The sequence below is a fragment of the Nostoc sp. XA010 genome, assembly GCF_020829625.1.
Taxonomy (GTDB): Bacteria; Cyanobacteriota; Cyanobacteriia; order Cyanobacteriales; family Nostocaceae; genus Nostoc.
Genome location: NZ_JAIVFX010000005.1, coordinates 118,761 through 144,667 on the forward strand (window position 1 = coordinate 118,761; position 25,907 = coordinate 144,667).

Below are 25,907 nucleotides of genomic sequence, written 5' to 3' on the forward strand. Positions count from 1 at the left end.
CCAAAGCTACGCTTTGTCTCCCTGCCCCGCAAGCACTTGGGGGTGGGGTGTTAGGGACTTTTGCAAAAGGTCTAATTACTTTTGACTAATCCAAAATCTACAATCTAAAATCTAAAATTGGTATGACCAGTACTTCTGCCACACAAACCAGGTTGCATAGCCATCGAGAGCAATTTCCGGCTTTGGGGAATAAGACTTATTTCAATTATGGGGGACAAGGGCCGATGCCCCAAAGGGCAATGGATGCGATCGCCCAAACTCAAGCTTATGTTCAGCAAATAGGCCCCTTTGGTAATGAGGCATATCGCTGGATAGCGCCCCAAACTCAAGCTGCAAGAGTTGCGATCGCTTCTGAGTTAAATGCACCAAGCGAAACAATTACTCTTACCCAGAATGTTACCGTTGGTTGTAATATCGCCATGTGGGGCATCGAGTGGCGTGCTGGCGACCATATACTGCTTTCAGACTGCGAACATCCAGGCGTAATTGCCACAACACAGGAAATCGCGCGAAGATTTGCAGTGGAAGTTACCACCTGTCCTCTCAAGGGGACTTTAAATGAGGGCGACCCTGTAAAAGTTATTGCCCAGCACTTACGCCCGAATACCCGTCTTGTAATATTAAGCCATGTTTTCTGGAATACTGGTCAAGTTTTACCTCTTGATAAAATTGCCGAAGTATGCAGGAATAATCATTCTTTTTTACTGATAGATGCTGCCCAATCTGCTGGTTTGTTGCCTTTAAACTTGACAGAGTTGGGTGTAGATTTTTATGCTTTCACTGGTCATAAATGGCTATGTGGCCCTGCGGGTGCTGGTGGCTTGTATGTCCGTCCAGAAGCACGAGAAAGCCTGAAACCTACATTTATTGGTTTGAATGGCATTGTTGTAGATAGTCAATCTCAGCCTGTAGACTGGCTTCCAGATGGGCGACGATATGAAGTTTCTACATTAGCTTATCCGTTGTATGTTGGATTACGGGAGGCGATCGCAATCCATCAGCAATGGGGAACGTCACAGGAACGTTACGAGCAAATTTGCCAAAACAGTGACTACCTCTGGCGGCGCTTAGTGGCGTTACCTGATGTCAAGTGTCTGCGAACTTCCCCACCCGAAAGCGGTATCGTCTCGTTTCAACTCATAAATAATCAGCCCCAGCCTAATCTCAAGTTGGTGCAGTTTTTAGACTCACAAAGAATATTAACTCGGACAATTGCCGATCCTAGCTGTATACGCGTCACCGTCCATTACTTTACTTTAGAATCGGAAATCGACCAATTGATTGAAGCGATTCAAAGTTTTAGCAAAACTAATTAAAAGTTAGGAGTTATAAGTTACCAGTCTGGGAATAATGATTTTAACTCCCAACTCCCAACTCCCAACTCCTAACTCCTAACTCCTAACTTGAAAATGGAACGCCCAATTTTATACTTAGCCATAACTAACCACGGATTTGGTCATGCTACCCGCATTGCTTCTGTAGCTGCGACAATTCAAAAATTATGTCCAGAAGTTCTGCTAATTCTAGTAACTACTGCCCCGCGCTGGTTGCTAGAGTGTTATATAGAAGGCGATTTTATCTATCGTCCCCGTGCATTTGATTTGGGTGTGGTGCAAACCGATAGTTTGACAATGGATAAAGTAGCGACTTTAGAAAAGTTGCTGGATATTAAGAAGCATCAAAATTCCCTCATTGCCTCAGAAGTGAATTTTATCCGCCAAAATCGAGTTAATCTCATTTTGGCAGATATTCCCTTCCTCGCTCCTGGGTTTGCTAAAGGTGCAAATATTCCCTGCTGGATGATGAGTAACTTTGGCTGGGACTTTATCTACCGAGATTGGGGAGGCGAATTTACCGCAGTTGCAGATTGGATTAGTGATTGGTACTCAAAATGCGATCGCCTGTTTCGTCTACCCTTCCACGAACCGATGCAAGCTTTTAACAATATCACAGATGTCGGTTTAACAGGCGGTTCCCCCCGTCACTCTGCTGATAATTTACGTTCTCTTTGGGGAATAACTGCACCAGTAGAAAAAACTATTTTATTAACCTTTGGCGGCTTGGGTTTACAGCAAATTCCCTACGATAACCTGCGGCGATTCCCAGATTGGCAATTTATCGTCTTTGATCAATCTGCTCCTGATTTACCTAATTTAGTTAAAATTGATGACCGCAAATACCGCCCTGTAGATTTTATGTCTATTTGTGGACGAGTCGTTTCTAAACCTGGTTACAGTACTTTTGCTGAAGCCGCAGTCTTAGGAGTACCTATTGTTACCATTCCCCGTGAGGACTTTGCCGAAGCAACTTTTCTAATAGAAGGCATTACAAATTATAACCAGCATCAAATCATCACACCATCTGAGTTTTTTCAAGGGACTTGGGATTTTCTGCATAAGTTACCCCAATTACCAAAGCAATCTGAACCAATTGCTAAGAATGGTAATGAAGCGATCGCTCATGCTGTAATTAATTATTTCGAGTCGAATAAAGTTCTTCAAAACAACATAAATTAATAGTATAACAATGGCAACATCCAGCAGATTCAACCGCTAATTAGCTCTTACCAACATCAATAACAGTGTTCTAGATGACTCACTACCAAAAGCTACTAAAAATTTCCACCACTGGTAAATCTTTTTACAATATCACTGCAAAAATTGAAGCAACAGTTGCAGAATCGGGAGTTGAAACTGGTCTTTGTACTCTATTTTTACGCCACACTTCAGCCAGTTTAGTCATCCAAGAAAATGCTGATCCCGATGTCCTTGTGGATTTAGCTAACTTTATTGCAAAACTCGTGCCAGAATCGGGAAAATACATTCATGATGCAGAAGGCCCCGATGATATGCCGGCACACATTCGTACTGCACTCACCCACACTTCTGAACATATCCCTATTAATCGTGGTCATTTAGTACTGGGAACTTGGCAAGGAATTTATATTTGGGAACATCGCCAGCGCAGTCATTTAAGAGAATTGGTTGTCCATATTTCTGGATAACCGATTCTCAAGTTTTATTTAAGGTGGAGTTCTGTAGAGTTTAAACACTCTGGTTATCCCGCTTACCTTTTGGCTATAATCTCATAAACTCGCGGTGATATATATGAAGTAAATTTCGCCGCGATCGCTTTGTAATGAAAATTAATCAGATACACGCCAAATAATTTGTGTCAATTTGTAAATTCAAAAGTAAAGTTTATTTGTGGTTATTTAAAAACCTACTTGTTTCGATATAAACTAATATTTAGTGTAAGCTGTTTGGGCTATTTCAATTACTATGAAGCAAGAATTGACACCAACTCATACTTTCCAATTGATTGATGAAATCCTTGCCCAACAGTTTATTAATCTATTATCACTTAATCCCAAAAAAACATTAATTACCAGTTTCGCAGAATTGGGGAATTTAATTACTGAAGAAAACAGCGAAATTCAATTCCTAATAACCCTTCAAGAAACTATCGAATCTATAGTCCGTACTCAATTGCAAAACTTTCCAGAAAATATATTCTGGGATTTTGATTTTTTGGTAAGTAGTATGCTAAGACAGGCTCTTATAGCAGATGAGGGTGCTGTTCCTTTTTTAAATATTTTTGGTGAAAAGATGGTTTTACTGACAGAGATGTTCGGAAGTAAAACAGAAATCCGCTTTCGTTATGTTCACGATTTTATGTATGGGTTTGAGTGGGCAAGGTGGGTACAAAAAGAGCCACAAAAACGCGCACATATAGAACCTTTTAGTCCAGTTTTTTTAGATCATTTGCTTGTCAAAGGTAAAGAACTTTTACAACGGATTAATCACGGTCAGGTTACATCTTATAAACTATGTGACACAGGCTACCGTAATCCCTTCACTTTTTCTCGTGAACCAGAAGATGAATATCGTCTGTTAACTTGTCTTGCTGAAGAAGAACTTATCCCAGTAGCAGTGTGGAACTGGAATGCTAGCCCTGTCTGGAACAAACCTTTCCAAGAAATACGCCAGCAATTAGCATTAAAATTAAACATTCAACCACAGAAACACTGATTAGCAATTAAAATTAAAAATTGCTGAAGAAAATAGAAAATATTTATGAAAATTGCTGACTTAATTACTTGGTTTGAAGCATGGGCAAATCCCGCTTGGTGTGAAAGCTGGGATAATTGCGGCTGGCAGATTGAACCAGGAGTATTGCAGGAAAAAGCACGGGTTTTGGTATGTTTAACACCGACTTTGGTAGTAATGCAGGAAGCGATCGCTCTGAATGCTAATCTGATATTTGCCCATCATCCCTTAATTTTTACTCCTCCCAAATCTTTACGCACTGGTGAAGCGATCGCAGAAATGGTACGGTTGTCCTTTACCCACAATATTGGTATTTACACTGCCCACACAAATTTCGATCAAGTGCAGGATGGTACTGCTGACGTTTTGGCTCAAATTTTAGAACTAAAAGAAGTTACTCCCATAGTACCGACACAAGGAGGATTAGGATATGGTCGTGTTGGTTTGCTAGAGCCATTTCTAACATTACAGGAATTACTCGCAGCCATTCAAACCCGACTTGCTCCCCCTAATTTGATTTTTTCACCAAGTGCTGATTTACAGCAAACAATTTCACGAGTTGCTGTTTTGGGTGGTTCGGGGGCTAGTTACATTTCAGCCGTCGCCAAAACTGGTGCTCAAGCTTATCTAACTTCTGACTGTAAGTTTCATCAGTTTCAAGAAAGCCGCGATGGCAATCTCATTTTAATCGATGCCGGACATTACGCTACCGAACGTCCAGCTTGCGATCGCTTAGTGCAAAAATTCCAGTCCTTAAATTTAGACTGGGTGCAATTAAGCCAAAAGGATGAAGATTTCCGCCAGTTTTTTGCTTGATTGCTTATGTTTCACTATATTTTTGTGAAACTTGCTTAAAAATTTTCCTATCTTTTAATATTGTCAAATTATAAGCCACCTCAGTAGTGGAACTAAAGTTTTTTGTAACCATCATCTGCGTACATGAATAGATAAATGCACCCAAATTTCATATTGCAACCCATTGATGTGATCTAAATCACTAACTAGGTGTAATGATAATCACATGATATTCATGTTCCATATCAATTAATATCAGAGATAAATGTTCCACACTTGACATAACAATCTGTTTACTCTGTCCTAACCAAGATGATTCGCACACTCGTTGAATCTGCTTTCCAAACTGGATATCTTAGTGTTGAATCTGAGGGTTTACTCCATCAAGTGCTTGTCACTAAATGCTGGAAAGAAGAGGATTTGTCAGCCCTCGCAGCCCTATACGATGCAGTTCGGACAGGTAAAATTAAACGAGAAGCCTCCCCATCGAACATACTTATGGAATTTCCGCTACCATATAAATCTTACTGATACTCCAAAATAAGCAGAGGGTAATTTTCCCATGTTTCCCCTTAGGGAACTCCAAAAAATAAATTATCCAATTTCTGGACTTCACTACGACTTTCCCTCCCCCTGCTCCCTGCCCCCTGCCCCCTGCCCCCTGCCCCCTGCCCCCTGCCTCTATAGCGTCCCGCAGGGATGGTATATTTTTTTATTTAGAAGTCCCTTATCCCCCCATTTCCTTTGCCCCTGAAGCTTCTTCCCTGTACTCCGCTGCCTTTTACTTAGCCATCATCAGGCAAAAACCTGCAAAACTTAAAACTATTTAGGTGTTGTTGTTGAAAAACATCAAGGTCAGCAAGAGAATGAGTTAAGATCATATATACATGGGTAAAAGTAAAAGCAAGTCCCCGGACTTCCCAGCAATGCCAATGATTATAAGTAGGCAAGTTAAACAACTGCAATCAACGATTGGTTTTGAGTATTCTTTATTACAGAATAGTAACAAGGACTCACCAGCAAATATGAACCTGGTTAGGACAGGTTCCCAATTGTTTGACTTCGATGAAGCAGAAATTTTGTAGAATGAGCCGGAGGGAGATTGAGTTCATTGCTGCAAGCATTGATTTCTGACCCAAAATTTTCCAATATTTGACAACTACATGCAAGTATTTGGATTGGGTAATGAAGCGTACTTGTTCTGAACAGTGAAATTAACCTCTTAAAGGTGTAATGTAATTGGGTAGAACCCAGATTTTGACAGGTTTAACTACGTTGTTTAAAAAGGCAGAAACAGTAGATGCTACACCGCAAGATTTATCAACTCTGTTGCGATGGGCGCGAGGTATGTGTTTTCTTGCGGGACCAGCAACGCTGGATTGAACGCGCCCGCATCATCGACATAGAGGGAGATTTAGTGACTCTACGTTATGAAACAGAAGAAGAGGACGAAGTTTGTTCTTGGGAAGAAATGGTTCGCCTCGAGAGCATTGGTGCTGTAACGCAAAAACTGGCTTCAGTACCACGCGGTAATGTGGAACCTTTGATGACTGAAGACTGTCCCGAAGCCGAACGCATCCACAACCGTTACACTGACTCGAATCCAGAATAATTAGTAATTAGTCAGTAGTCATTAGTCATTAGTCATTAGTGAGCCAGCGCGGTCTTCTCCCAAAGGGAGAGGCTAGCGCCAAGGGGGTTTCCCCCATGAGCGACTGGCGTTAGCGCAGCGCTAGCGAGGCACGAGCGTCACCCGTAAGGGTCATTAGTCATTAATTAAAAATGGCAAAAGACACCGGATTAATGACTATTGGCTATCATTCAAACCTTCAAAAGCAGGACAGTAACCTTCTAGAGTTACCTTAAAGTTATACAACGGGGAAGCTGGATTCCAACATCGCTGCCCCCTTTGATGTCGGCAAGTACCGCAACAGTCTACATCTGTCCATGTATAGCGATCGCTATTTTGATTCAGCAATTCTCGTTGAGACAATCCCCTCAATACTAGTTCTTCGCCTTGCCAACGAGCTTCGATCAAACCAGTATCAGCAAATTGCCGCCAACGAGGATCAGTCGTAATCACATCGGCTAGAGTGATTGTGATTACTGTTCCCAACTCTGTCAGTTCGCCTTCGTAATTAGTTTCTGGTGCTGCCGGTTGTAAAAATGTATCGCCGATAGGCAATTCTACTAAAATGTCAGCCGCCGGGGAATGGATATGGTAGCGGTTTTGCAACTCCTCTAAGCTAGTCAGGTCTGCCAAGTAGGCAGGTGAACCGTGAACAAAAATGACGTGCTGGGGTCGCAAATTATGAATTAGCTGCGTAGTACCAGGACCATCACTATGTTGAGCCAAGAGATAAGTTTCAACAGTGGTTGGTGCTAAATATTCTTTATTAACTTTTATATCAATTTTTTCTGGTAGGAGAATTAGCCAAGGGCCAGTGTCTAATTGGCAGTGCTTACTCAAATCATCTGTAGAGTCGGTGAGGACTATACAAGGTGACTTACCCACAGTGGGACGATGTTCTGCTTGTAAACGACGCACGCGGGGACGCACCCGTTCATCCCAAAATAAGGGTTGATGGCGGGCAAAGTTCTGTACAGATGCGGGAAGGTGGGGTAGCAGTTCTAAGTAGGCATCACACCCAGTTGCGACAGCACCATCTACCCAGATATCTATATCTCGTCCGGTGAAGTGGTGATGAGAGCGTAAGAGCATTAATAATTCTTGACCCAATCCTAAAGCCGGAGTGGGAAAAATCACAGAACAATGGTCAGCGATCGCGCGATTAATTCGTTCTGCTAGTTGATTTTCTTGGTTGCGGCGGTGAGGATGACGGGATGTGCCATAACTGCCTTCAATGATTAGCACATCCAAGTCTAATCCTCGCAGTTCCTCTAAACGCAAACCTTCTACCAACCGGGAGTTTGACAGGAAAAAATCTCCTGTATACAGTAGCTTATAAGTACGCTGCTTAGTGGTGTAGGTAAGAAGAATTGCCACAGCCCCCGGTAGATGCCCTGCGGGAAATAATTCTGCCACCAAACCATCTTGGAATTCCACAGGCGATCGCAACGGCAAGGCATGACAAAATTCGGAAATTTTCTCAGGATCTTGGTCTAGCCAATTCAACGGCAGTAACTTGCTGGTTACTTCGCTACCATAAATAGGTAACTTTGGAAAAGCTTTATGAAGTGCCAGTAAGCCTCTGGCGTGATCTGGGTGGGCGTGACTAATCAAAACAAAATCTGCTGGTGGGGGCGAACCAGTTCCACGTACCGACTTAGTAAGCCCCTTCGCCAGCGATGAAATATCTTCCAAACCACAATCCAATAGGATGCGGTGTGGGCCCATCTTCACCAATAAACACACACCCTCATCGTAATGCTGGACACTATAGGGGAAACATTCTAATTCAGTACCCCCTTCCGCAGCATCTACGCGAGAGGATGCCGACAGATTATCCCTCATGCTCTCCTCCCCTCAAACCTCATCATCATGGACATATCCCAAAAGCCAAAAATTACACAAATTTTGGTTTTGTGACTTAGGGGGTAAGTTTTATCGTGCGCCCCTACACCCTGAGAATACAGATTTTTGATTGGGGAGGACGCCTCCACTGAACCCGCACTGGTTCAGAAAGGTGGACTAACGAGAAGCCATCAAACTACTAGCTCAAGGATGCCTCTTGTTTCTTTTCCCTTTGCAAGTTCTGAGCTATCTTAGCCAACTCACCCTACGGGAAGTCGCCCAAGCGTTTACAGATTTATCTCAATGTGCAGAGCCATTGCCGTGATAGTTATCTGAATCATAGAATCCATTTTTCGTGCCAAAAAATAAGCACGAAAGCGTAAAGATAACTGTCAAGCCAGCTAGAATCAGCTTTACATCCATTTTTTTGCTGCCCCTTACTTAAAGACTTTCCTATATTAATTTAGTGCTTTCGCAATCAAACGTAATCACTAGAAAATCTTTACTATGCTTATGTGGATTGGGCAATAGGTAAATTTACCGCAATCAGTCAGATTGTAGAACCTTTCGGTTCACCTGTCTATTGATCTACATGTAAACCAATATGGCACCAAGAGCAATCCTCTAAAACCTCTAAAAATCCTTAGTAGTTATGATCGGCCCACTGTTCAAATAAGCTTTTGAAGCTCTTTAGATACAAACGTTTAATAATTTACTAAACTTTACCAAAAACGCTCCATTCATCCAAAACTAGTCTCAACGCCAAACTCAAGTCATCACCTTAATATTAAAAACAGGAGCAATTATTTCCCAACCCCTAAATAAAAATACCTGTGTTGTATGACTATCGAACGACTTCCCCAAAAACACTATCCCAAGGCTGAAATTGGGCGGCGAGTTATGGCATTGGGGCTTGATTTTCTCGGTGTCTGGTTAGTCAGTTCCCTACTGGGAGGCGGCGATATCGGGATTCAATTTGTGCAAATCCTAGTTTTTGTGATATTTTGGCTGATTTTGCGGGTGCTAGTGGTATACAACAATCAAGGACAAAGTTTAGGGCGTTGGGCGTTCGATTTAAAGGTGTTGGAAGTTGAAGATGGGGAAGTAGTGGGCAGAATTCCAGATTTGCTCTCACTATTAAAGCGAGAGGCGATCATCGGCTTGGGTGCCCTTTTAGTGTCAATTGCCCTAAGCAATATTAGAGCCAATCCCACTGCTATACTGCTAGTACTTCCCCTAGCAATTGATTGTGGAACTGCCTTCTCTGATACTCAGATGCGGCAGGCTTTACACGATCGCTATTGTGGAACTTTCATAGTTTCGTCGCGTCGTGGCTACTCGCTTGACATAAAAATTAAAAGATTAGTTGATAATATGCGGCGGAATGTGAGAAGATAGTCATTTGTGTTAATTCTCTTCAGGCTTCACTGTTTGTAAGATTATGGCTAAGAGTAAAGGTGCCCGCATTATTATCACACTAGAGTGTACTGAGTGCCGGACAAATTCAGACAAGCGTTCTGCTGGTGTTTCCCGTTATACCAGCACCAAGAATCGCCGCAACACCACTAACAGGCTAGAACTGAAAAAGTTCTGCACCCACTGCAACAAACATACCGTTCACAAGGAAATTAAGTAGAGATGAGTTATTTCCGTCGTCGCCTTTCTCCGATCAAGCCAGGAGAACCAATCGATTATAAAGATGTTGATTTACTGCGTAAGTTTGTCACCGAGCGGGGTAAAATATTGCCACGTCGGATTACTGGGCTTACATCTCAGCAACAGCGAGAGTTGACATTAGCAATTAAACGTTCGCGGATTGTGGCTTTGTTGCCATTTATCAATGCGGAAGGCTAAAAAGAGTGATGAGTTATGAGTGATGAGTGATGAGTTAAGAATCAAAACTCCTAACTCCTAACTCCTAACTTCAAACTATTTAAACTGTTCACCAAATTAAAGTGCGAGAGTTGTGGAGAAGGGGACGCTAGTTGAATTTAGGGTTCAAGGCGATCGCCGTCTGGGCATCGTAGAACGCCCAGACGGTAAAACCCGCTGGTTTGTGGTAGACGAACGTGGTCAATCCCACAGCCTCGCGCCTAGACAAATAACTTATACAGTTACCGGGCAGACCTACAAGCCTTCTGAGATTGCCAGCTTTTTGGAGCAGATCAAGCCTTATTTAGACCCATCTAGCTTAGAAGTAGCTTGGGAATTATTGGTTGAGGATGGGGAAACAGTCACCCCCGACCAAATGGCGAATCTGCTATTTTCAGAATCAGACGCGCCTCCTTGTTATGCCGCCCATTGCTTGTTATCAGACGACAAACTTTATTTCAAGCAAAAAGGAGACGCTTACGAGCCGCGAACTGCTGCTCAGGTGGCAGAACGCAAGCACCAGATGGAAGTAGAGGCACTAAAAGCCAAGGGACAGCAGGAATTTTTAACTCGTGTAGAGCAGGCGCTCAAAGGTGAAGCAGTAGAGTGGCAGCGCCATGATCGCCAACGCTTAGAAGGACTCGAAAAATACGCCGCGTTGCTTGCTGACACCGTGCGGACAGGGGTCAATTATGACTCCTTGGCTCGCGCTTATCCGCCAAGCGCTCCAGTATTAGAAACTATGACCATGCTGGGACGGCCCACAACACCCCAAGGAGCCTTTCAGCTGTTAGTGGATTTGGGTTGCTGGAGTCCTTATGAAAACTTGTTCCTGCGTCGTTCTTCAATTCCGATCCAATTTCCTAATAAGGTATTAGAAGTGGCGCAACAGCGTTGGGATTTCCCGCCAATTGACTCAGATACAAACCGCCTTGATCTGACTCACCTGAAGGTCTACACCATTGATGATGAAACTACCACAGAGATCGACGATGGTCTGAGTTGGGAAGTACTAGCCGATGGGCGAGAACGTCTGTGGGTGCATATCGCCGATCCGACTCGATGGTTAGTACCGGAAGATGAATTAGATTTGGAAGCCAGAAAGCGGGGTAGTACAGTCTATTTACCTACGGGGATGATTCCCATGTTCCCAGAGGTATTAGCGACTGGGCCAATGAGTCTGCTCCAGGGGCGGGTTTGTTGCGCCCTCAGTTTCGGGATTATTTTAGATACAACTGGGGGAGTAGAAGATTACAGCATTCATACCAGTTCGATTAAGCCGACTTATCGTCTCACCTACGAAGATGTAGATGAAATGCTGCAATTACGGGTACAGGCAGAACCGGAAATTGCTGCGATCGCTACTTGGGCGCAGAAGCGCAAAGCTTGGCGTTATGCTCAAGGGGCAATTAGCATCACCATGCCGGAAGCGATGATCAAAGTCAAAGATGATGAGATCAATATTGATATTTTGGACGATTCTCCATCGCGGCAAGTAGTCGCAGAAATGATGATTGTTGCCGGTGAAGTTGCGGCTCGTTATGGTAAAGCTCATAACATACCTTTGCCCTTTCGCGGTCAGCCGCAACCGGAATTACCCTCAGAAGAAGAATTGCTGCTACTTCCCGCCGGATTCGTTCGCGCTTGCGCTATGCGTCGTTGTATGCCCAAGAGCGAAATGAGCATTACGCCTCTGCGCCATGCTGGTTTGGGTTTGGATACCTACACCCAAGCAACCTCTCCCATCCGTCGTTACAGTGATTTGCTTACCCACTTCCAACTTAAAGCCCATTTGCGGGGTGAAGTTTTACCATTTACCGCAGATCAACTTAAAGAAGTGATGATGACTGTCACCAGCATCACCCAAGAAGTGACGATGGTGGAACGGCAAACTAATAGATATTATGCTCTAGAGTATTTACGCCGTCATCCAGAGGAAACTTGGGAGGTAACAGTGTTAATGTGGCTGCGAGAAGACAGCAACTTAGCCCTAATTTTGTTAGAAGATTTGGGCTTGCAGTTACCAATGGTTTTCAAACGTTCTGTGAAGTTGGGCGAACAGATATTGGTGAAAGTTAGCCATGCCGATCCGCAAAAAGATATGATCCAGTTTCAAGAAATAGTTTATCAAGAAGCCCAAACAGCAGCGAATTAACTAATTTGTCATTTGTCATTTGTAATACTAGCCACTGGCGAGTATTATCAATTACGAATTATTTTAATCTTGCTCTAACCCCTGTTGGTTAAGATATAGGGTAAATGGAATGAGGTAATAGTTGTGAATATATCTTTGACCCCAAAACTGGAGCAGTTGGTTAAGGATAAAGTTAGTAGTGGGAAATATCACTCAGTTAATGAAGTGATGGGTGAAGCATTGAGATTGCTAGAAGAACGCGATGCCTGCGGCGGGCTACGCCAACGCATTCGAGATCAGCGTCTAGCAGAATTGAAAGCTAAAATCCAAGTTGGTATTGAAGAACTCGAACGTGGTGAAGGGATTGATGGTGAAGAGCTATTTGCAGAAATAGAAGAAGACATTCGACGCGCCCAAGCCCAAATGCAACAAGCTGAGGCTGCTAAATAATGAGTAAGTGTATTTTAGCGCCTTCAGCCAAGGAAGACATCAAGGACATTAATCACTATTTTATAAGTAAAAATACTGAATTACAACTGTTTAATCAGACAATTTGAGTAAATTTACTAATGTCTAAATCGGTAAGTTTGAGAGAAGTTCTTGTATACCAGAGTGGACTTCAAACAAATGCTAAAAAATTTATCTCTTGCCCTGTCTATAACTACCTTGACACTTATCACAGGATGTTCAAGTCAGGAAATTAAAGCTAATAACTCATCTCCAACGCCAGAGACAGCAGTCGCAACTCCCACAGAAACAACTGAGGCTGCATCCCCAACACCGGAGACAGCAGTCGCAACTCCTACAGAAACAACTGAGGCTGCATCTCAAACGCCAGAGACAGCCGCCACGCCTTCGTTAGTATCTAAAGACCTTGAACGTTTACAGCGAAATAAAGCTTGCCCAGCATGTGATTTAAGTGGAGCAAATTTAGCTGATGCCGAGCTTGAGGGTATAGATTTAAGTCGTGTCAACTTGAGTAATGCCAACCTAGACAGAGCAAATCTCAGCCGTGCAACGCTAAAAGGCGCTAATTTGAGTAATGCCAGCTTGAATGGTACTATTTTGAACCAAGCAAATTTGAGTGATGCCAACTTGAATAGTGTTATTCTCAACAAAGCCCAGCTAAATTATATATCTTTAATAGGTGCGAATTTAAAAGATGCCAAATTGAGTGGGACTAGACTTTCCGGTAACTTTTCTAAAGCTGATCTAAGTGGCGCTGACTTAAGTGATACTGACCTAAGTGGCGTATATCAAGGTCAGGGTAATAATCTAAGTGGTGCTAATCTAAGTGGTGCTAATTTAAGTGGTGCCAATCTAATGGATGTAATTTTCACTGGTGCTAACTTAAACAAAGCTAATTTGAAGAGTGCCAAAATGTATCCCAATGCTTTGGCACAAGCACAGTTGAAAGAAACAATAATGCCCGATGGTACAATTCGAAAATAGACCAGAAAATTTATTTGCAAATTCCTTTAGATAGATCCTAAAATTAGCGCCACTGGTAAAAGTTAAATTATTACTGGCTTTGATTTTTATCAGTTTACTGAACTGTACTTTTGCCATAAAACCACGGTTATAGTGATTTTTAGCACTAATATAAGCCTAGCTATCGCTCCGAAAACTTGCCGCAAAATTAATTGCGTTTTAAAGCTTTAACAAGGGACTCAAGTCTTTTGTTTGGGTAATTGGGTCGATGGATTTATGCCTTGGTATGTTAGTGTCTACCAACTTGGGTCATATTCGACTATATTTACTTCATCCATAGGTGAAATTAATTTTGTCTATAACAGTGGTAAGCTAATCGGCATTTAAGTTGCATAATCAGGGCGGGCAAGATGCCCACCCCACAAGATATTGATAAAATTTTGATATGCAAATTTAGATGTGTTTTAGCTTAGTTGGTTAAATCCTTTATTTAATTTCCATTCCAGCAATTTTATTAGTATAATAATGGATCGTGTCGAATTAAAGCTAAACAATGCCTAAACTAAAGACTCGTAAAGCCGCAGCGAAGCGATTCCGTGCCACCGGCACCGGCAAAATCGTCCGTCGTAAAGCTGGCAAAAGCCACCTTTTAGAACATAAATCTTCTGACAAAAAGCGTAGTATGCGCCAGAGTGCGCTTGTACATGAACGCGATGAACTTAACGTGCACTTGATGCTCCCATATTTGTAAGTATTTTAGGAAATAAGTTATGACTCGGGTAAAACGCGGTAATGTAGCTCGGAAGCGCCGCAATAAAATTCTCAAACTAGCAAAAGGTTTTCGCGGTTCTCACTCAACTCTGTTTAGAACTGCCAACCAACAAGTGATGAAGGCGCTACGGAGTGCCTACCGCGATCGCAAAAAGAAAAAGCGCGATTTTCGTCGCCTCTGGATCACCCGCATCAACGCTGCTTCAAGGCAACACGGCTTGAGCTACAGCCAGTTGATCGGTAACTTGAAAAAAGCTGATATCCAACTAAATCGCAAGATGTTGGCACAATTAGCAGTCCTCGATCCAGCTAGCTTTGGCAAAGTTGCTGAACTAGCAAATCAAGCTAAAGGATAAAGGTGGCAACGGATGTATAACGGATGTAACAGATGGGAAGTAATTAGCCGTTTACATCTGGTATTATCCGCCACTATTTTTTGGATATCTTGCTTTTCCATAGTGGGGACAGGATTAACTGCGTCTGCTGCCGAAATGCCAGAAATTCAGCAAAGAGGCTATCTAACTGTCGCCGTCAAAGATAACTTGCGTCCCTTAGGATTTAGAGATGCTAACGGCAATTTGCAAGGCTTAGAAATTGACTTGGCGCAGCGATTGGCACTTGACTTGGTTGGTAAAGCCGAGGCTGTAAAATTGAAACCCGTAGCGAATCGCGATCGCTTGTCTGTAGTCTTAGACAAGAAAGTTGATTTTGCGATCGCTAGGGTAACAGCAACTGAATCTCGCAGCCGCATAGTTAGTTTCAGTGTTCCCTACTATTTGGATAGCACTGTATTAGTTACAAAAGATCCCTCTGTACAGAAATTGAGTGATTTTGCAAAACAAAAAATTGCTGTACTCAATAACTCCAGCACCATTGCCCAAGTGCGGTACTATGTGCCAAACGCCAAGTTGGTAGGAGTGAATTCATATCAAGAAGCGCGAGATAAAATAGAAACTAATGCAGCCTTTGCCTTTGCCGCAGATGCTAGCGTTCTGAGTGGTTGGGTGCAACAATATCCCCAATATCGGCTACTGCCAATTAAGCTATCAACTGAACCCTTGTCTGTAGTCATGCCCAAGGGATTGCAGTACGATAAGTTAAGACGAAATGTGAATGAAGCGATCGCTCGTTACTTAGCATCAGGTTGGCTCCAGCAACGTGTTCAATATTGGGGCTTACCGTAAGTAAGTTAGGAGTTAGGAGAGACGCGATTAATCGCGTCTGTACAGGAGTTAAGATAATTATCCTTATCTCCATCATGCCTAATAAGCTGATAATAGATTACAGAACTAACTTTTAATATTTGTATTTGCAGCAATGGATAACAGTCTAGCCGTTGTTTATCTCTCAGTTTTAGTGGTTATACTCACAATTGCAGCCGTGAGTGTTTTCCGCCAGATTTTAAAAACTCGCAAGATTGAAGGTTCCTTTGGAAAATTGCGGAAGAAGTTAGAGAAAGAAAAGGGTACGACTCAAGAATATTATGAGTTAGGCAGTATTTATTCAGACAAAAAAATGTATTCCCAAGCAATACTGCTGTTTCAAAAAGCTATCAAAGCGGCCCAAGAAGAGGGAGAAGAAAATATTGCCCCTATTTACAACGGGCTAGGTTATATTTATTTTATCCAAGAGCAATATGACCTAGCAATTCGTCAGTATAAAGAAGCCCTAAAAGCTAAACCAGACTACGTAACAGGGTTGAATAATCTCGGTCACGCTTACGAGAAAAAAAAGTTAACTACTCAGGCGTTACAAAGTTACGAAGAAGCACTAAAATTGGCTCCAAATAACCAAATTGCTAAACGCCGTGCTGAATCTTTACGTCGTTTAGTTTCTGCGTAAATTAGGCATTGGGCATTGTTTATTTCTCCCTACTGCCCAACTATTAACAAATTAATTTGGCTTTAGCCTCTTAATTTATCGGTTTTCATGCTTAGGCTTGGAAATAGATAACTATAAGTCTTTTTTAAAAATGTAAAAGATGATTAAGCGGCTAAAGCGTTTTTTGTGGCTATTTATTGCCATCATTGTCGCCATTTCTATATCACTCGGATTAATGGGGAGATTGACGGCTCAACAGCCTTCAATTTCCCATCCTCTCACTTCGCTAACAGAGGCAGAAATTAGTACAGCCGTTTCGATCATCAAAAGAGAAAAAACTTTGAGCGAAATGGTAGCTTTTCCACTTATTGCTTTACAAGAACCAGATAAAGAAGAAGTTCTCAAATTTACACCTGGTAAAGCTTTTGGGCGAAAAGCTTTTTTGATTATCTATGAGCGATCGCTAAATAAAACCTATGAGGGTATTGTTAACCTAACAGGCAAAACCTTAAGTTCGTGGAAAGAAATATCCTCTGTTCAACCTGCGATCGTCGCTTCAGAATATGAACTAGCAACTCAAGCTTTTAAATCCGATCCCCGATGGCAAACAGCGATGCGAAAGCGGGGAATTACAGATTTAAATCAAGTCAAAATCAGTTGTTGGGCCCCAGGAATCTTAAGTAAACAGGAAGAAGCAGCAGGAAACCGTCTTTGTCGGGGTTTATTTTACTATAAGGGCGAACACCTACGGCGTGCTGGAAGGGAACGCTGGAATTATTACGGCAGTCCAATTGAAGGAATATTGGGAACCGTTAATTTGAACACAGGTAAAATTTCCAGTTTCGTGGATAGAGGGATAGTTCCTTTTTCCAAGAAAAACTGGAATTATGATATAAAGTCCTTAGGGAAATTACTTTCACCACTTAAAGCATTAAAGATTCTCCAACCAAATGGTGCAAGTTTCCAGATTAAAGGCAATGAAATTAGCTGGCAAGGTTGGAAGTTTTGCTATGTAATGCATCCCCGCAGTGGATTGGTGCTATACCAAGTGACACACACCGACGGGGAAAATGTCCGACCAGTTTTATACCGCGCTAGCTTATCAGAGACGGTAGTGCCTTACGGAGATCCAGATCCCACTTGGTCATTCAGAAATGCCTTTGATGTTGGGGAATACAATTTTGGTTCCCTAGCAACCACGATGGAGTTAGGTAAGGAAATTTCTGAAAACGGTCTTTTGCTGGATGCTGTGTTTGCTAATGGTGACGGAGAACCTTATGTCATGCCAGGGGTTATCGGCATATATGAGCGAAATAACGGTATGCTCTGGAAGCACTATGAGTATGGCACTCAGCGTAATGATGTGCGTCGCAGTCGAGAATTAGTCATGACGATGACTGCGGCCATTGACAACTATGATTACAGCATCAATTGGATCTTTCACCAGGATGGGACTTTGGAAGTCCAAAATGAATTAACGGGTATCGTACTGGCGCAGGGAACGGCTGCCCAAAAGCAATCTAAGGATGATTCCTATGGTCGGCTAATTGCTAAGAATATCTTCGGAGTAAATCACCAGCACTTTTTCAACTATCGCCTAGATTTCGATGTCGATGGTCAGGCTAATTCTGTGATGGAAATGAATGTGAAAGCTTCGTCAATGGATGAGAAAAATCCTTTAGGAAATGCGATCGCAATTACAGAAACCCCACTCACAAATGAAACGGTTGCTGTCCGCGATTTGGATATGAAAAGTAGTCGAGAATGGATGATTGTTAGTGCAGATAAGAGAAATACGCTAGGGGCTGCACCTGGATATATGCTGATGCCTGGTGGAAATTCCATATTTTTCCCTGTGGAAGGCTCAAACATCCGTCAAAAGGCAGAATTTGCGACTCACCACGTCTGGGTAACAAAATATAAACCTGCTGAACTCTATGCTGGCGGCGATTATCCAAACCAGACTCAACCAGGACAGGGTTTACCTAAATATATTGCAGACGATGAATCCTTGATGGGTGAAGATATAGTGCTGTGGTACACAATGGGCGTAACTCATGTTCCGCGATCGGAAGATTGGCCTGTGATGCCTGTTCACCAAGTTGGCTTTAAGCTAGTACCTAGAGGATTCTTTAGCCGTAATCCAGCAATTAATTTACCAGAGTAAAATATTCGTTTTCTAAAGTTTCCTTAGTTTAGTCTTTTCGTAATCTGTAAACCTGTAACTTGAATGCTGATAAGCTTATCGTAGGTCAAATACTAGAAGTTTTCATTCATAGGATAGCTCATGGATTTTCCAGAAATTAATATTCCCGGTGAAGGCACACTGCACGCTCGTTTAGTTACTTCCTTGGGTGAAATTATAGTTCTTTTGGAGGAAGACAAAACCCCCAACACCGTCAAAAATTTTGTAGGTTTAGCAACCGGGACAATCGACTGGAAAGACCCTAAGACAGGTCAATCTCAAAAAGGGACTCCTGCCTACGATGGAGTTCGCTTTCACCGAGTCATCCCTGATTTCATGATTCAGTGTGGCGATCCCCTGGCTCGTTATCCAGATATGGCCAACCGATGGGGTACTGGTGGCCCGGGATATCAATTTGAAGATGAATTTCATCCTGAATTGAAACACTCTAGTGCCGGTATTCTCTCAATGGCAAATGCAGGACGCGGTACTAATGGTTCGCAATGGTTCATTACAGAAGGGCCAACGCCTCATCTTGACCGCAAACACAGTGTTTTTGGTAAAGTTGTCGAAGGTATGGATATAGTCAACCGTATCGCCAATGTGCCTACAACTAGAGATCGTCCGAATCAAGACGTAGTGTTAGAAAAAGTAGAAATTTTTCGGCAGTAATTAATACCTCTCTAGGTTAATTTCTATTCCCTTGAATGAAGAAATAGCACTAGTGTTATTCCCGCATTTTTTCCTTGTTTAAGGAGGGTTAGTGGGAATATTAATACAACCTGATTCTTTACAAACATCCTTTTAAAGGATGTTTGTAATTTTGGAGAAGTTGTACATAAATTTTCTAAATTTATTGGTGATAGTTAACACACCGCCCAAAATTGAAAACAAATTTGCCGAAAAATTAAGATTTATTTTAAAAAAGCAACAGTAATATTGTTAAATTCAGAAGCTGGATTCTAATCAGGAACAAGGTTTGAGCGATGCCTACGCCTACACAGCGCAGCTAAAATCCTTACAAGTCTTCACTTCATCAGGGATACAACTTTTGAGACAATCAGAAACGATTTAATAATAATCAAGCACTTATAGTCCACTCTTATCGGACTCCGTGTTATTTCTATTGAAAAGGGAGAACACAAACATGAAATTGGCTTACTGGATGTATGCAGGCCCAGCCCACATCGGCACTCTGCGAATCGCTAGCTCTTTTAAAAATGTCCATGCGATCATGCACGCCCCCATTGGCGACGACTACTTTAACGTCATGCGCTCCATGCTATCGCGGGAGAGGGATTTCACTCCGGTAACAACCAGTGTCGTCGATCGCAACGTTTTGGCACGCGGTTCTCAAGAGAAGGTGGTAGATAACATCATCCGCAAGGATGCGGAGGAACACCCAGATTTGATTGTGTTAACTCCCACCTGCACCTCCAGCATTTTGCAAGAAGACCTGCACAACTTTGTCGAACGGGCGCAGTTGGAAGCCAAAGGAGATGTAATGCTAGCGGATGTGAACCACTACCGCTACAACGAACTGCAAGCCGCCGATCGCACTTTGGATCAAATCGTCCAATACTACATTGAAAAAGCCCGGAAGCGGGGCGAATTGGCAGAGGGCAAAACTGCGAAACCCTCGGTGAACATTATCGGTACTACTACCCTTGGTTTCCACAACAATCACGACTGCACCGAACTGAAACGGCTGATGGCTGACTTAGGAATTGAGGTAAATACCTTAATTCCCGAAGGTGCTTCGGTGAAAGACTTGAAGAAGATGTCCCAAGCCTGGTTTAACCTGGTGCCTTACCGTGAACTTGGTTTGACCACAGCTCGTTACCTGGAAGAACAATTTGGCACACCTTATATAGACATTACTCCAATGGGTGTAGTGGAAACTGCCCGTTGTATTCGCAAGATTCAGCAGGTTATTAACGCTCAAGGTGCAGAAGTTGACTACGAAAACTTCATCAATGAGCAAACCCTGCATGTATCTCAGGCTGCTTGGTTCTCCCGTTCAATTGACTGTCAAAACTTGACTGGCAAAAAAGCTGTCGTCTTTGGTGATAATACTCACGCCGCCGCCATTACCAAGATTCTGGCGCGAGAAATGGGGATTCATGTTGTTTGGGCTGGAACCTACTGCAAATATGATGCAGATTGGTTCCGCGAACAGGTTAGCGAGTATTGCGATGAAGTGCTAATTTCCGAAGATCATGGTGAAATTGGGGATGCGATCGCTCGTGTCGAACCCTCTGCGATTTTCGGCACCCAAATGGAACGCCACGTTGGTAAACGCTTGGATATTCCCTGCGGTGTAATTGCAGCACCAATCCACGTCCAAAACTTTCCCATTGGTTACAAACCATTTATGGGTTACGAAGGCACAAATCAGATTACAGATTTGATCTACAATTCCTTCACTTTAGGAATGGAAGATCACTTATTAGAAATCTTCGGTGGTCATGATACTAAAGAAGTTATTACTAGGGGAATTTCTGCTGATTCTGATTTGAATTGGACAAAAGATGGTCAAGCAGAATTGAATAAGATTCCTGGATTTGTTCGCGGTAAAGTGAAGCGAAATACTGAAAAATTTGCCCGCGATCGCGGTTTCAAAGAAATCAATGCTGAGGTGTTGTACGCCGCGAAGGAAGCTGTCGGGGCTTAGATTAGCGGTTAATCGAGAAGATTGAGGGGTGAGGAGTTATACATACTCTTTACCCCTTTTTTTTGCTTTAGTAATAAAAATTAAATTGATGATATATCATAGATTTAATATTAATTTTTATATTTCTATCAACAACTATTTAAAATAACTAAATTAAATATGAACGATGGCAAAGCGGCATTGTTTGCGGCATTATGTCAGGCTGGTATTAATCACAGTCCGGAAAAGATTGTGCAGATTGCCAAGCTAGCCGATGACAAAATCGTATTTTTAGAGCAAGGAAAAGCTGGTATAAGAGGAAGTGGACTAGCACACATCTTAAATAAACATTAAGAGGACTTTGCCAAACGTGGAATATCCGAGAATGAAATCTCGGATGCTGTTATGGCTGCTGTGACAAAAGGAATCTTTCGTGGTTATCAAGGAACCATAGAACCTCGCCGGGAAATCTATGAATTAATTTTTAATGGAGAAACACATTATATAGCACTGACTGTGGGCGATAATGGTTATATAGTCGGAGCTAATCTCGCCTCATTACCATAATTTCACCTGAATAGCTATGGCAGTAAAGATAAAACTAATGGCTGATTATGGGTGTGACCCCCTATGGTGGGCAGATGCTGAGAAAGTTGGTAATATTGATCCAGCAAGATTGCCCCTCAGTCAAGAAACCATTAGCCATCTGAGAAAATGGGCATCTACTTACAATGAAATATTAAATTGGCAAGATCCTGCTAACTCACCAGATTTGAGTGCAGAGGCTGAAGCGGCTTTTGAAGATGAAGGAATTAGTCTGTGGAAGCAACTGCAAACGGAACTTGCGCCTAATTATCAAGTTGTTTATTTCAGTGAGCCATTAGGCAAGGTTTTAACTCATCCTAGTGAATTAGAAGTTTTACGTCCTATTCAGCAACAAGCTAGTACAGCACCAAGAAGATTAATTGCGAGCGCGGCTTTAAGGAAATCAAGCCTGAGGTATTATACGCCGCGAAGGAAGCTGTCGGAGCGTAGTTTTTCAGCCAATAAATAAAATTTATTGGGGAGTTAAGAGCAATCTTGACTCCCTGTTTTTATGATTTTATATTTTTGGCTGCTAAATTAAAAATAATAAATTTGTTAAAAATTAAAATTTCTGATGGGACGTGAGAAACCATATGTCTCATATATTAACGCGGCTGAATTTGGGCAATCGTACCCAAGCCTCAATGCCAATTCTTTCCTCTCCTGGTTAAAAACGGAATTATGACGGAAGAGGTAGGACTAGAAAGATGTTACCCTATAGCGATCGCTGCTACAACCCCTCAAGCGATCGCATTCCTTAATGCAGAAATTTACTGATAAATAAAAATTAATAGCGAACAAATATCACAATACAAAATTATTACTTCGGGGATCTAATAGGCAGAATAACCTACTAAAGCCTTAACCGATGTGTCTCCCGTAACGAAGTAAAAAAAGCATCATTAAACCCTCGCAATCTCTCTTATAGAAAAAAAGCAGATGCATGTTAGTGTTTTAATCTCATTGACTTTCCCTTCGTGCCTTTTCCTATGCATCTGCACTATTTACACCCCCAACACCTTGAAGAATTAGTCAAGAGTAGTGGTATAGACTTACACCTAGTGCAGCTCAATTTTAGGTCGCTCCAAGGCGTAACTGCTTATGAGTACCTATTGATTTCTGAGCTACTCCCTCGCACCAATACCGGAATGGTGAAAAGTGGATGGTTGCAACGTTATGCTCATATCACTGAAGGTGGTTGGTGGTGTTCCGGGCTAGACCCTTTGAATAATTGGCAAATGATGGAATGGGGATGCTTTAAGCCAAACCAACCCCGACAGAATCACAATGGTAAGTCCATCAAATACGAGCATCCCCCTAGCACACCAACGCGGGTGTTTTGTTTGCGGGTAACGCTGCAAGTCTGGCAGCAAGTCGCTGGACGTTACAATCTGGTCATGCCTGACAATATCACCATTACTGCTGATGGTGAAGCTGAAGGCTTTTGGCAATGGGTGATGCAACAGAATATTCCCCTGATTCTCTGCGAGGGTGTGAAGAAAGCAGCCACACTGTTGACGCAAGGATATGTAGCTATTGCCATTCCCGGAATTACCAGTGGTTATCGGGTTGTTAAAGATGAATTTGGCAAAGTTACCCGTCGTCAGCTAATTCCTGACTTAGCTGCGTTTGCAATGACAAAGCGTAGCTTTTATATTTGCTTTGATTTTGAAACTCAACCTAAAACAATTGCTGCTGTAAATAATGCTATTTCTCAACTTGGTTGTTTATTCCAGCAAAAAAATTGCACTGTTAAAGTCATCGAACTTCCAGGAATCGAAAAAGGAGTTGATGAGTTTATCCTTGCGAAAGGTGCAACTAGTTTTGATAAAGTTTATCGGCAAAGCGTTGACTTAGAAATTTATCTTGCTCAAACCAAACCCCACACTGAGTTAACTATTCCTGCTGCATTCACCTTAAATCGCCCTTATATAGGTGAACTACCTTTCCCCACTTCTGGATTAGTAGGAGTCAAATCAGCAAAAGGAACAGGTAAAACTACAGCCCTGCAAGCCGTTGTTCAGCAAGCAAAAATTAGAAATCAACCTGTTTTGTTAATTACTCACAGAATCCTATTAGGAAGATTCTTGTGTGAGAAAATTGGTATTCAATGGGGAAGACATAAAGAAGATGGGGATAAAAGGATTGATAAAACACTTACCCCCGCACCTCCCATTCTCCGCTCACTCTCACCTCAGCAATCTCTTGGATTGTGCGTTGATTCTATTTGGAAACTTAACCCGGAAAATTGGCGAGGAGCAATAGTAATTCTGGATGAAGTAGAGCAGTCTTTGTGGCATCTATTAAATAGTAATACTTGTAAACACAAACGTGTAAAAATATTAAAATTATTCCAGCAACTAATTTCCACAGTTTTAACAACGGGGGGGTTAGTAATTGCTCAAGATGCTGATTTATCAGATGTGTCACTTGAATATTTACAAGGATTGGCAGGAATTAAATTAACACCTTGGGTAGTTCTCAACCAGTGGAAACCTCAGCATGGTTGGGATGTAACTTTTTATGATTCGCCGAACCCAACACCGCTAATTCATCAACTGGAATTGGATTTACTTGCTGGACGTAAATGTTATGTTACTACCGATAGTCGCGCTGGACGTTACAGTTGCGAAACAATTGAACGTTATCTGAAAGAGCGGTTACAAAAATTACGAAGGCAATTTCCTAAAACTTTGGTAGTTAGTAGCCACACTACAAACACACCTGGCCACGAAGCGGTTGATTTTATCGCAGCTATCAATCAAAAAATCTCTGAATATGACGGCGTTTTTGTTACCCCTAGCCTTGGTACGGGAATTAGTATTGATGTCCAACATTTCGACCGAGTTTATGGCATTTTTCAAGGCGTAATTCCTGACTCGGAAGCAAGACAAGCATTAGCAAGAGTGCGGGATGATGTGCCGCGTGTTGTCTGGTGCGCTAAACGAGGTATTGGCTTAATTGGTAGTGGTAGTACAAATTATCGCTTGCTATCTGATTGGTATCAAGAAAATCAAAAAGAAAACTTAGCTTTACTTAGTCCACTACATAAAATAGATGTGGATTTACCTTTAGTTCATGACCCGATTCATTTGCGAACTTGGGCCAAGTTATCTGCACGCGTAAATGCCTCTATCCGCCTCTACCGTCAATCGATGCAAGATGGTTTAATTGCTGATGGACATCAAATTCAGATGCGGAGTAATGCTGTTCACAATAATATTATTCGAGATTTACGCCTTGCGTTTTTGGCAACTGACGCGGATGATTTAGCTACCCGCAGGAGATTAGTTTTGGAAATTGTCAAAGTTCAAAAAGATTGGGCTCAAAGCCGTCAAAAAGCTAAAGAAATTAAACGCAAAATTAAAGATATTAAGCAACAAAATCAACTATCGCTAGCAACTGCTGTAGTTAATGCTAAAGATATCGATTATGTAGAATATGAGCAGCTATTAGTAAAGCATTCTCTGACTGATGGAGAACGCAACCAAATTAATAAATATGTTCTCAGGCAAAGATATGGTGTAGAAGTTACTCCTTGGCTGAAATTGCAGGATGACCACGCATATTATCGTCAATTGTTAATTCATTATTATTTAACTCACGAAAGCGAGTATTTTCATGTCAGAGATCAGCAAGAATGGCATCAGCAATTGTCTTGGGGTGAAGGGAAAGTTTTTCTGCCAGATTTAAAAACTTACACGCTCAAAATTGAGGCGATGAGAGCTTTGGGAATGCTTCAGTTTCTCGAATCAGAAAGAGAGTTTACTGAGAGTAATCCAGATTTAATATTGCTGAAAAATATTGTTTTTCAGCATAGTAAGCATATTAAAAGAGCGCTTGGTATTAACTTAGTCGGGGATAAAGAGCAGGTTTCAGCAATAAAAATACTCAGCCGACTGTTAAATTTGTTGGGCTTGAAACTAAAGCGGGTAAATGAAGTTTATCAAATCGACCTAGAAACACTTTATGATGGCAGGGAGAGAATATTTGCAGTTTGGCATCAACGGGATGAGTTGATGTTGGCTCATGTTAAGAGTGTTGGCTATGAGTTGCCTGATTATTCTTCAGACTGGAAGCTTGAAATCATCCAAACTAAGGCTTATGCCACAGTAGCTAATATCCTTGACAGCTAA

Annotated in this window: 25 protein-coding genes; 24 read left to right on the top strand and 1 reads right to left on the bottom strand. The window is 42.0% G+C overall.

The genetic code is table 11. The annotated features are described in order from the left end of the window. The first annotated feature begins 122 nt into the window (after positions 1-122). From LC608_RS09720 to LC608_RS09750, 7 genes are all read left to right on the top strand, one after another. Positions 123-1,316 carry an aminotransferase class V-fold PLP-dependent enzyme gene (locus LC608_RS09720; protein WP_229553341.1) on the top strand — a complete coding sequence of 398 codons (1,194 nt, stop codon included), beginning with the start codon at positions 123-125 and terminating at the stop codon, positions 1,314-1,316. A 93-nt stretch (positions 1,317-1,409) separates the two neighbouring features. Beyond that, positions 1,410-2,516, top strand: coding sequence for a glycosyl transferase (locus tag LC608_RS09725; RefSeq protein ID WP_229553342.1), 1,107 nt, complete (start codon positions 1,410-1,412; stop codon positions 2,514-2,516). Between the two features lie 74 nt (positions 2,517-2,590). Then, the gene (locus tag LC608_RS09730; protein ID WP_229553343.1) at positions 2,591-3,004 is read left to right on the top strand and encodes a secondary thiamine-phosphate synthase enzyme YjbQ; all 414 of its coding nucleotides are present in this window, start codon (positions 2,591-2,593) and stop codon (positions 3,002-3,004) included. 277 nt (positions 3,005-3,281) lie between these two features. Beyond that, positions 3,282-4,031 (top strand): hypothetical protein, encoded by a 750-nt coding sequence (locus LC608_RS09735; protein WP_229553344.1) that lies wholly within the window; start codon positions 3,282-3,284, stop codon positions 4,029-4,031. 45 nt (positions 4,032-4,076) lie between these two features. Then, positions 4,077-4,865, top strand: a complete 789-nt coding sequence (locus LC608_RS09740; protein ID WP_229553345.1) for a Nif3-like dinuclear metal center hexameric protein — start codon at positions 4,077-4,079, stop codon at positions 4,863-4,865. Between the two features lie 291 nt (positions 4,866-5,156). Beyond that, positions 5,157-5,375: a hypothetical protein gene (locus LC608_RS09745; RefSeq protein WP_229553346.1), complete on the top strand. Its 219-nt coding sequence runs from the start codon at positions 5,157-5,159 to the stop codon at positions 5,373-5,375. A gap of 769 nt (positions 5,376-6,144) precedes the next feature. Beyond that, entirely contained in the window at positions 6,145-6,456 is a 312-nt protein-coding gene (locus tag LC608_RS09750) for a DUF6679 family protein (protein WP_012408115.1), read from the top strand. A gap of 195 nt (positions 6,457-6,651) precedes the next feature. On the opposite strand, the gene LC608_RS09755 is transcribed toward LC608_RS09750, so the two are convergent. Next, the gene (locus tag LC608_RS09755) at positions 6,652-8,319 is read right to left on the bottom strand and encodes an MBL fold metallo-hydrolase (protein WP_229553347.1); all 1,668 of its coding nucleotides are present in this window, start codon (positions 8,317-8,319) and stop codon (positions 6,652-6,654) included. Positions 8,320-9,159: 840 nt separating this feature from the next. On the opposite strand from LC608_RS09755, the gene LC608_RS09760 reads away from it, so the two are divergent. From LC608_RS09760 to LC608_RS09840, 17 genes are all read left to right on the top strand, one after another. After that, positions 9,160-9,717, top strand: coding sequence for an RDD family protein (locus tag LC608_RS09760; RefSeq protein ID WP_229553348.1), 558 nt, complete (start codon positions 9,160-9,162; stop codon positions 9,715-9,717). A 43-nt stretch (positions 9,718-9,760) separates the two neighbouring features. Beyond that, positions 9,761-9,955, top strand: coding sequence for a 50S ribosomal protein L33 (rpmG, locus tag LC608_RS09765; protein ID WP_012411241.1), 195 nt, complete (start codon positions 9,761-9,763; stop codon positions 9,953-9,955). Between the two features lie 2 nt (positions 9,956-9,957). After that, positions 9,958-10,173, top strand: a complete 216-nt coding sequence (gene rpsR, locus LC608_RS09770) for a 30S ribosomal protein S18 (RefSeq protein ID WP_012411240.1) — start codon at positions 9,958-9,960, stop codon at positions 10,171-10,173. A gap of 112 nt (positions 10,174-10,285) precedes the next feature. Then, positions 10,286-12,346: a ribonuclease catalytic domain-containing protein gene (locus LC608_RS09775; RefSeq protein ID WP_229553349.1), complete on the top strand. Its 2,061-nt coding sequence runs from the start codon at positions 10,286-10,288 to the stop codon at positions 12,344-12,346. 123 nt (positions 12,347-12,469) lie between these two features. After that, on the top strand, positions 12,470-12,775 hold the full coding sequence (locus LC608_RS09780; protein WP_229553350.1) for a type II toxin-antitoxin system ParD family antitoxin: 306 nt from the start codon (positions 12,470-12,472) through the stop codon (positions 12,773-12,775). A gap of 177 nt (positions 12,776-12,952) precedes the next feature. After that, positions 12,953-13,777 carry a pentapeptide repeat-containing protein gene (locus LC608_RS09785; protein WP_229553351.1) on the top strand — a complete coding sequence of 275 codons (825 nt, stop codon included), beginning with the start codon at positions 12,953-12,955 and terminating at the stop codon, positions 13,775-13,777. A gap of 532 nt (positions 13,778-14,309) precedes the next feature. After that, on the top strand, positions 14,310-14,507 hold the full coding sequence (gene rpmI, locus LC608_RS09790) for a 50S ribosomal protein L35 (protein ID WP_190729144.1): 198 nt from the start codon (positions 14,310-14,312) through the stop codon (positions 14,505-14,507). Positions 14,508-14,526: 19 nt separating this feature from the next. After that, positions 14,527-14,883, top strand: coding sequence for a 50S ribosomal protein L20 (gene rplT / locus LC608_RS09795; RefSeq protein ID WP_069069781.1), 357 nt, complete (start codon positions 14,527-14,529; stop codon positions 14,881-14,883). Between the two features lie 12 nt (positions 14,884-14,895). Next, positions 14,896-15,711 (top strand): transporter substrate-binding domain-containing protein, encoded by an 816-nt coding sequence (locus tag LC608_RS09800; RefSeq protein WP_229553352.1) that lies wholly within the window; start codon positions 14,896-14,898, stop codon positions 15,709-15,711. A 133-nt stretch (positions 15,712-15,844) separates the two neighbouring features. After that, entirely contained in the window at positions 15,845-16,369 is a 525-nt protein-coding gene (locus LC608_RS09805; protein ID WP_229553353.1) for a tetratricopeptide repeat protein, read from the top strand. A gap of 139 nt (positions 16,370-16,508) precedes the next feature. Continuing rightward, positions 16,509-18,515: a primary-amine oxidase gene (locus LC608_RS09810; RefSeq protein ID WP_229553354.1), complete on the top strand. Its 2,007-nt coding sequence runs from the start codon at positions 16,509-16,511 to the stop codon at positions 18,513-18,515. 120 nt (positions 18,516-18,635) lie between these two features. Then, positions 18,636-19,205 carry a peptidylprolyl isomerase gene (locus LC608_RS09815; protein ID WP_229553355.1) on the top strand — a complete coding sequence of 190 codons (570 nt, stop codon included), beginning with the start codon at positions 18,636-18,638 and terminating at the stop codon, positions 19,203-19,205. Positions 19,206-19,680: 475 nt separating this feature from the next. After that, the gene (gene bchB / locus LC608_RS09820) at positions 19,681-21,207 is read left to right on the top strand and encodes a ferredoxin:protochlorophyllide reductase (ATP-dependent) subunit B (protein ID WP_229553356.1); all 1,527 of its coding nucleotides are present in this window, start codon (positions 19,681-19,683) and stop codon (positions 21,205-21,207) included. A gap of 159 nt (positions 21,208-21,366) precedes the next feature. Next, a complete protein-coding gene (locus tag LC608_RS09825; RefSeq protein ID WP_229553357.1) occupies positions 21,367-21,540 on the top strand; it encodes a hypothetical protein in 174 nt (57 codons plus the stop codon). 51 nt (positions 21,541-21,591) lie between these two features. Then, positions 21,592-21,753, top strand: a complete 162-nt coding sequence (locus LC608_RS09830) for a hypothetical protein (protein ID WP_229553358.1) — start codon at positions 21,592-21,594, stop codon at positions 21,751-21,753. Between the two features lie 16 nt (positions 21,754-21,769). Next, complete coding sequence (locus LC608_RS09835; protein WP_229553359.1) at positions 21,770-22,240, top strand: hypothetical protein; 471 nt, start codon at positions 21,770-21,772, stop codon at positions 22,238-22,240. Between the two features lie 520 nt (positions 22,241-22,760). Then, entirely contained in the window at positions 22,761-25,907 is a 3,147-nt protein-coding gene (locus tag LC608_RS09840) for a plasmid replication protein, CyRepA1 family (RefSeq protein ID WP_229553564.1), read from the top strand.

Coding starts and splice junctions, on each gene's coding strand:
- rpmG (WP_012411241.1), top strand. CDS start 9,761: ATGGCTAAGAGTAAAGGTGCCCGCATTATTATCACACTAGAGTGTACT.
- LC608_RS09740 (WP_229553345.1), top strand. CDS start 4,077: ATGAAAATTGCTGACTTAATTACTTGGTTTGAAGCATGGGCAAATCCC.
- rpsR (WP_012411240.1), top strand. CDS start 9,958: ATGAGTTATTTCCGTCGTCGCCTTTCTCCGATCAAGCCAGGAGAACCA.
- LC608_RS09785 (WP_229553351.1), top strand. CDS start 12,953: ATGCTAAAAAATTTATCTCTTGCCCTGTCTATAACTACCTTGACACTT.
- LC608_RS09800 (WP_229553352.1), top strand. CDS start 14,896: ATGTATAACGGATGTAACAGATGGGAAGTAATTAGCCGTTTACATCTG.
- LC608_RS09815 (WP_229553355.1), top strand. CDS start 18,636: ATGGATTTTCCAGAAATTAATATTCCCGGTGAAGGCACACTGCACGCT.
- LC608_RS09755 (WP_229553347.1), bottom strand. CDS start 8,319: ATGAGGGATAATCTGTCGGCATCCTCTCGCGTAGATGCTGCGGAAGGG.
- LC608_RS09745 (WP_229553346.1), top strand. CDS start 5,157: ATGATTCGCACACTCGTTGAATCTGCTTTCCAAACTGGATATCTTAGT.
- LC608_RS09720 (WP_229553341.1), top strand. CDS start 123: ATGACCAGTACTTCTGCCACACAAACCAGGTTGCATAGCCATCGAGAG.
- LC608_RS09825 (WP_229553357.1), top strand. CDS start 21,367: ATGAACGATGGCAAAGCGGCATTGTTTGCGGCATTATGTCAGGCTGGT.
- LC608_RS09760 (WP_229553348.1), top strand. CDS start 9,160: ATGACTATCGAACGACTTCCCCAAAAACACTATCCCAAGGCTGAAATT.
- LC608_RS09840 (WP_229553564.1), top strand. CDS start 22,761: ATGCATCTGCACTATTTACACCCCCAACACCTTGAAGAATTAGTCAAG.
- LC608_RS09805 (WP_229553353.1), top strand. CDS start 15,845: ATGGATAACAGTCTAGCCGTTGTTTATCTCTCAGTTTTAGTGGTTATA.
- LC608_RS09735 (WP_229553344.1), top strand. CDS start 3,282: ATGAAGCAAGAATTGACACCAACTCATACTTTCCAATTGATTGATGAA.
- LC608_RS09725 (WP_229553342.1), top strand. CDS start 1,410: ATGGAACGCCCAATTTTATACTTAGCCATAACTAACCACGGATTTGGT.
- rplT (WP_069069781.1), top strand. CDS start 14,527: ATGACTCGGGTAAAACGCGGTAATGTAGCTCGGAAGCGCCGCAATAAA.
- LC608_RS09730 (WP_229553343.1), top strand. CDS start 2,591: ATGACTCACTACCAAAAGCTACTAAAAATTTCCACCACTGGTAAATCT.
- LC608_RS09750 (WP_012408115.1), top strand. CDS start 6,145: ATGCTACACCGCAAGATTTATCAACTCTGTTGCGATGGGCGCGAGGTA.
- LC608_RS09830 (WP_229553358.1), top strand. CDS start 21,592: ATGGCTGCTGTGACAAAAGGAATCTTTCGTGGTTATCAAGGAACCATA.
- LC608_RS09810 (WP_229553354.1), top strand. CDS start 16,509: ATGATTAAGCGGCTAAAGCGTTTTTTGTGGCTATTTATTGCCATCATT.
- rpmI (WP_190729144.1), top strand. CDS start 14,310: ATGCCTAAACTAAAGACTCGTAAAGCCGCAGCGAAGCGATTCCGTGCC.
- bchB (WP_229553356.1), top strand. CDS start 19,681: ATGAAATTGGCTTACTGGATGTATGCAGGCCCAGCCCACATCGGCACT.
- LC608_RS09835 (WP_229553359.1), top strand. CDS start 21,770: ATGGCAGTAAAGATAAAACTAATGGCTGATTATGGGTGTGACCCCCTA.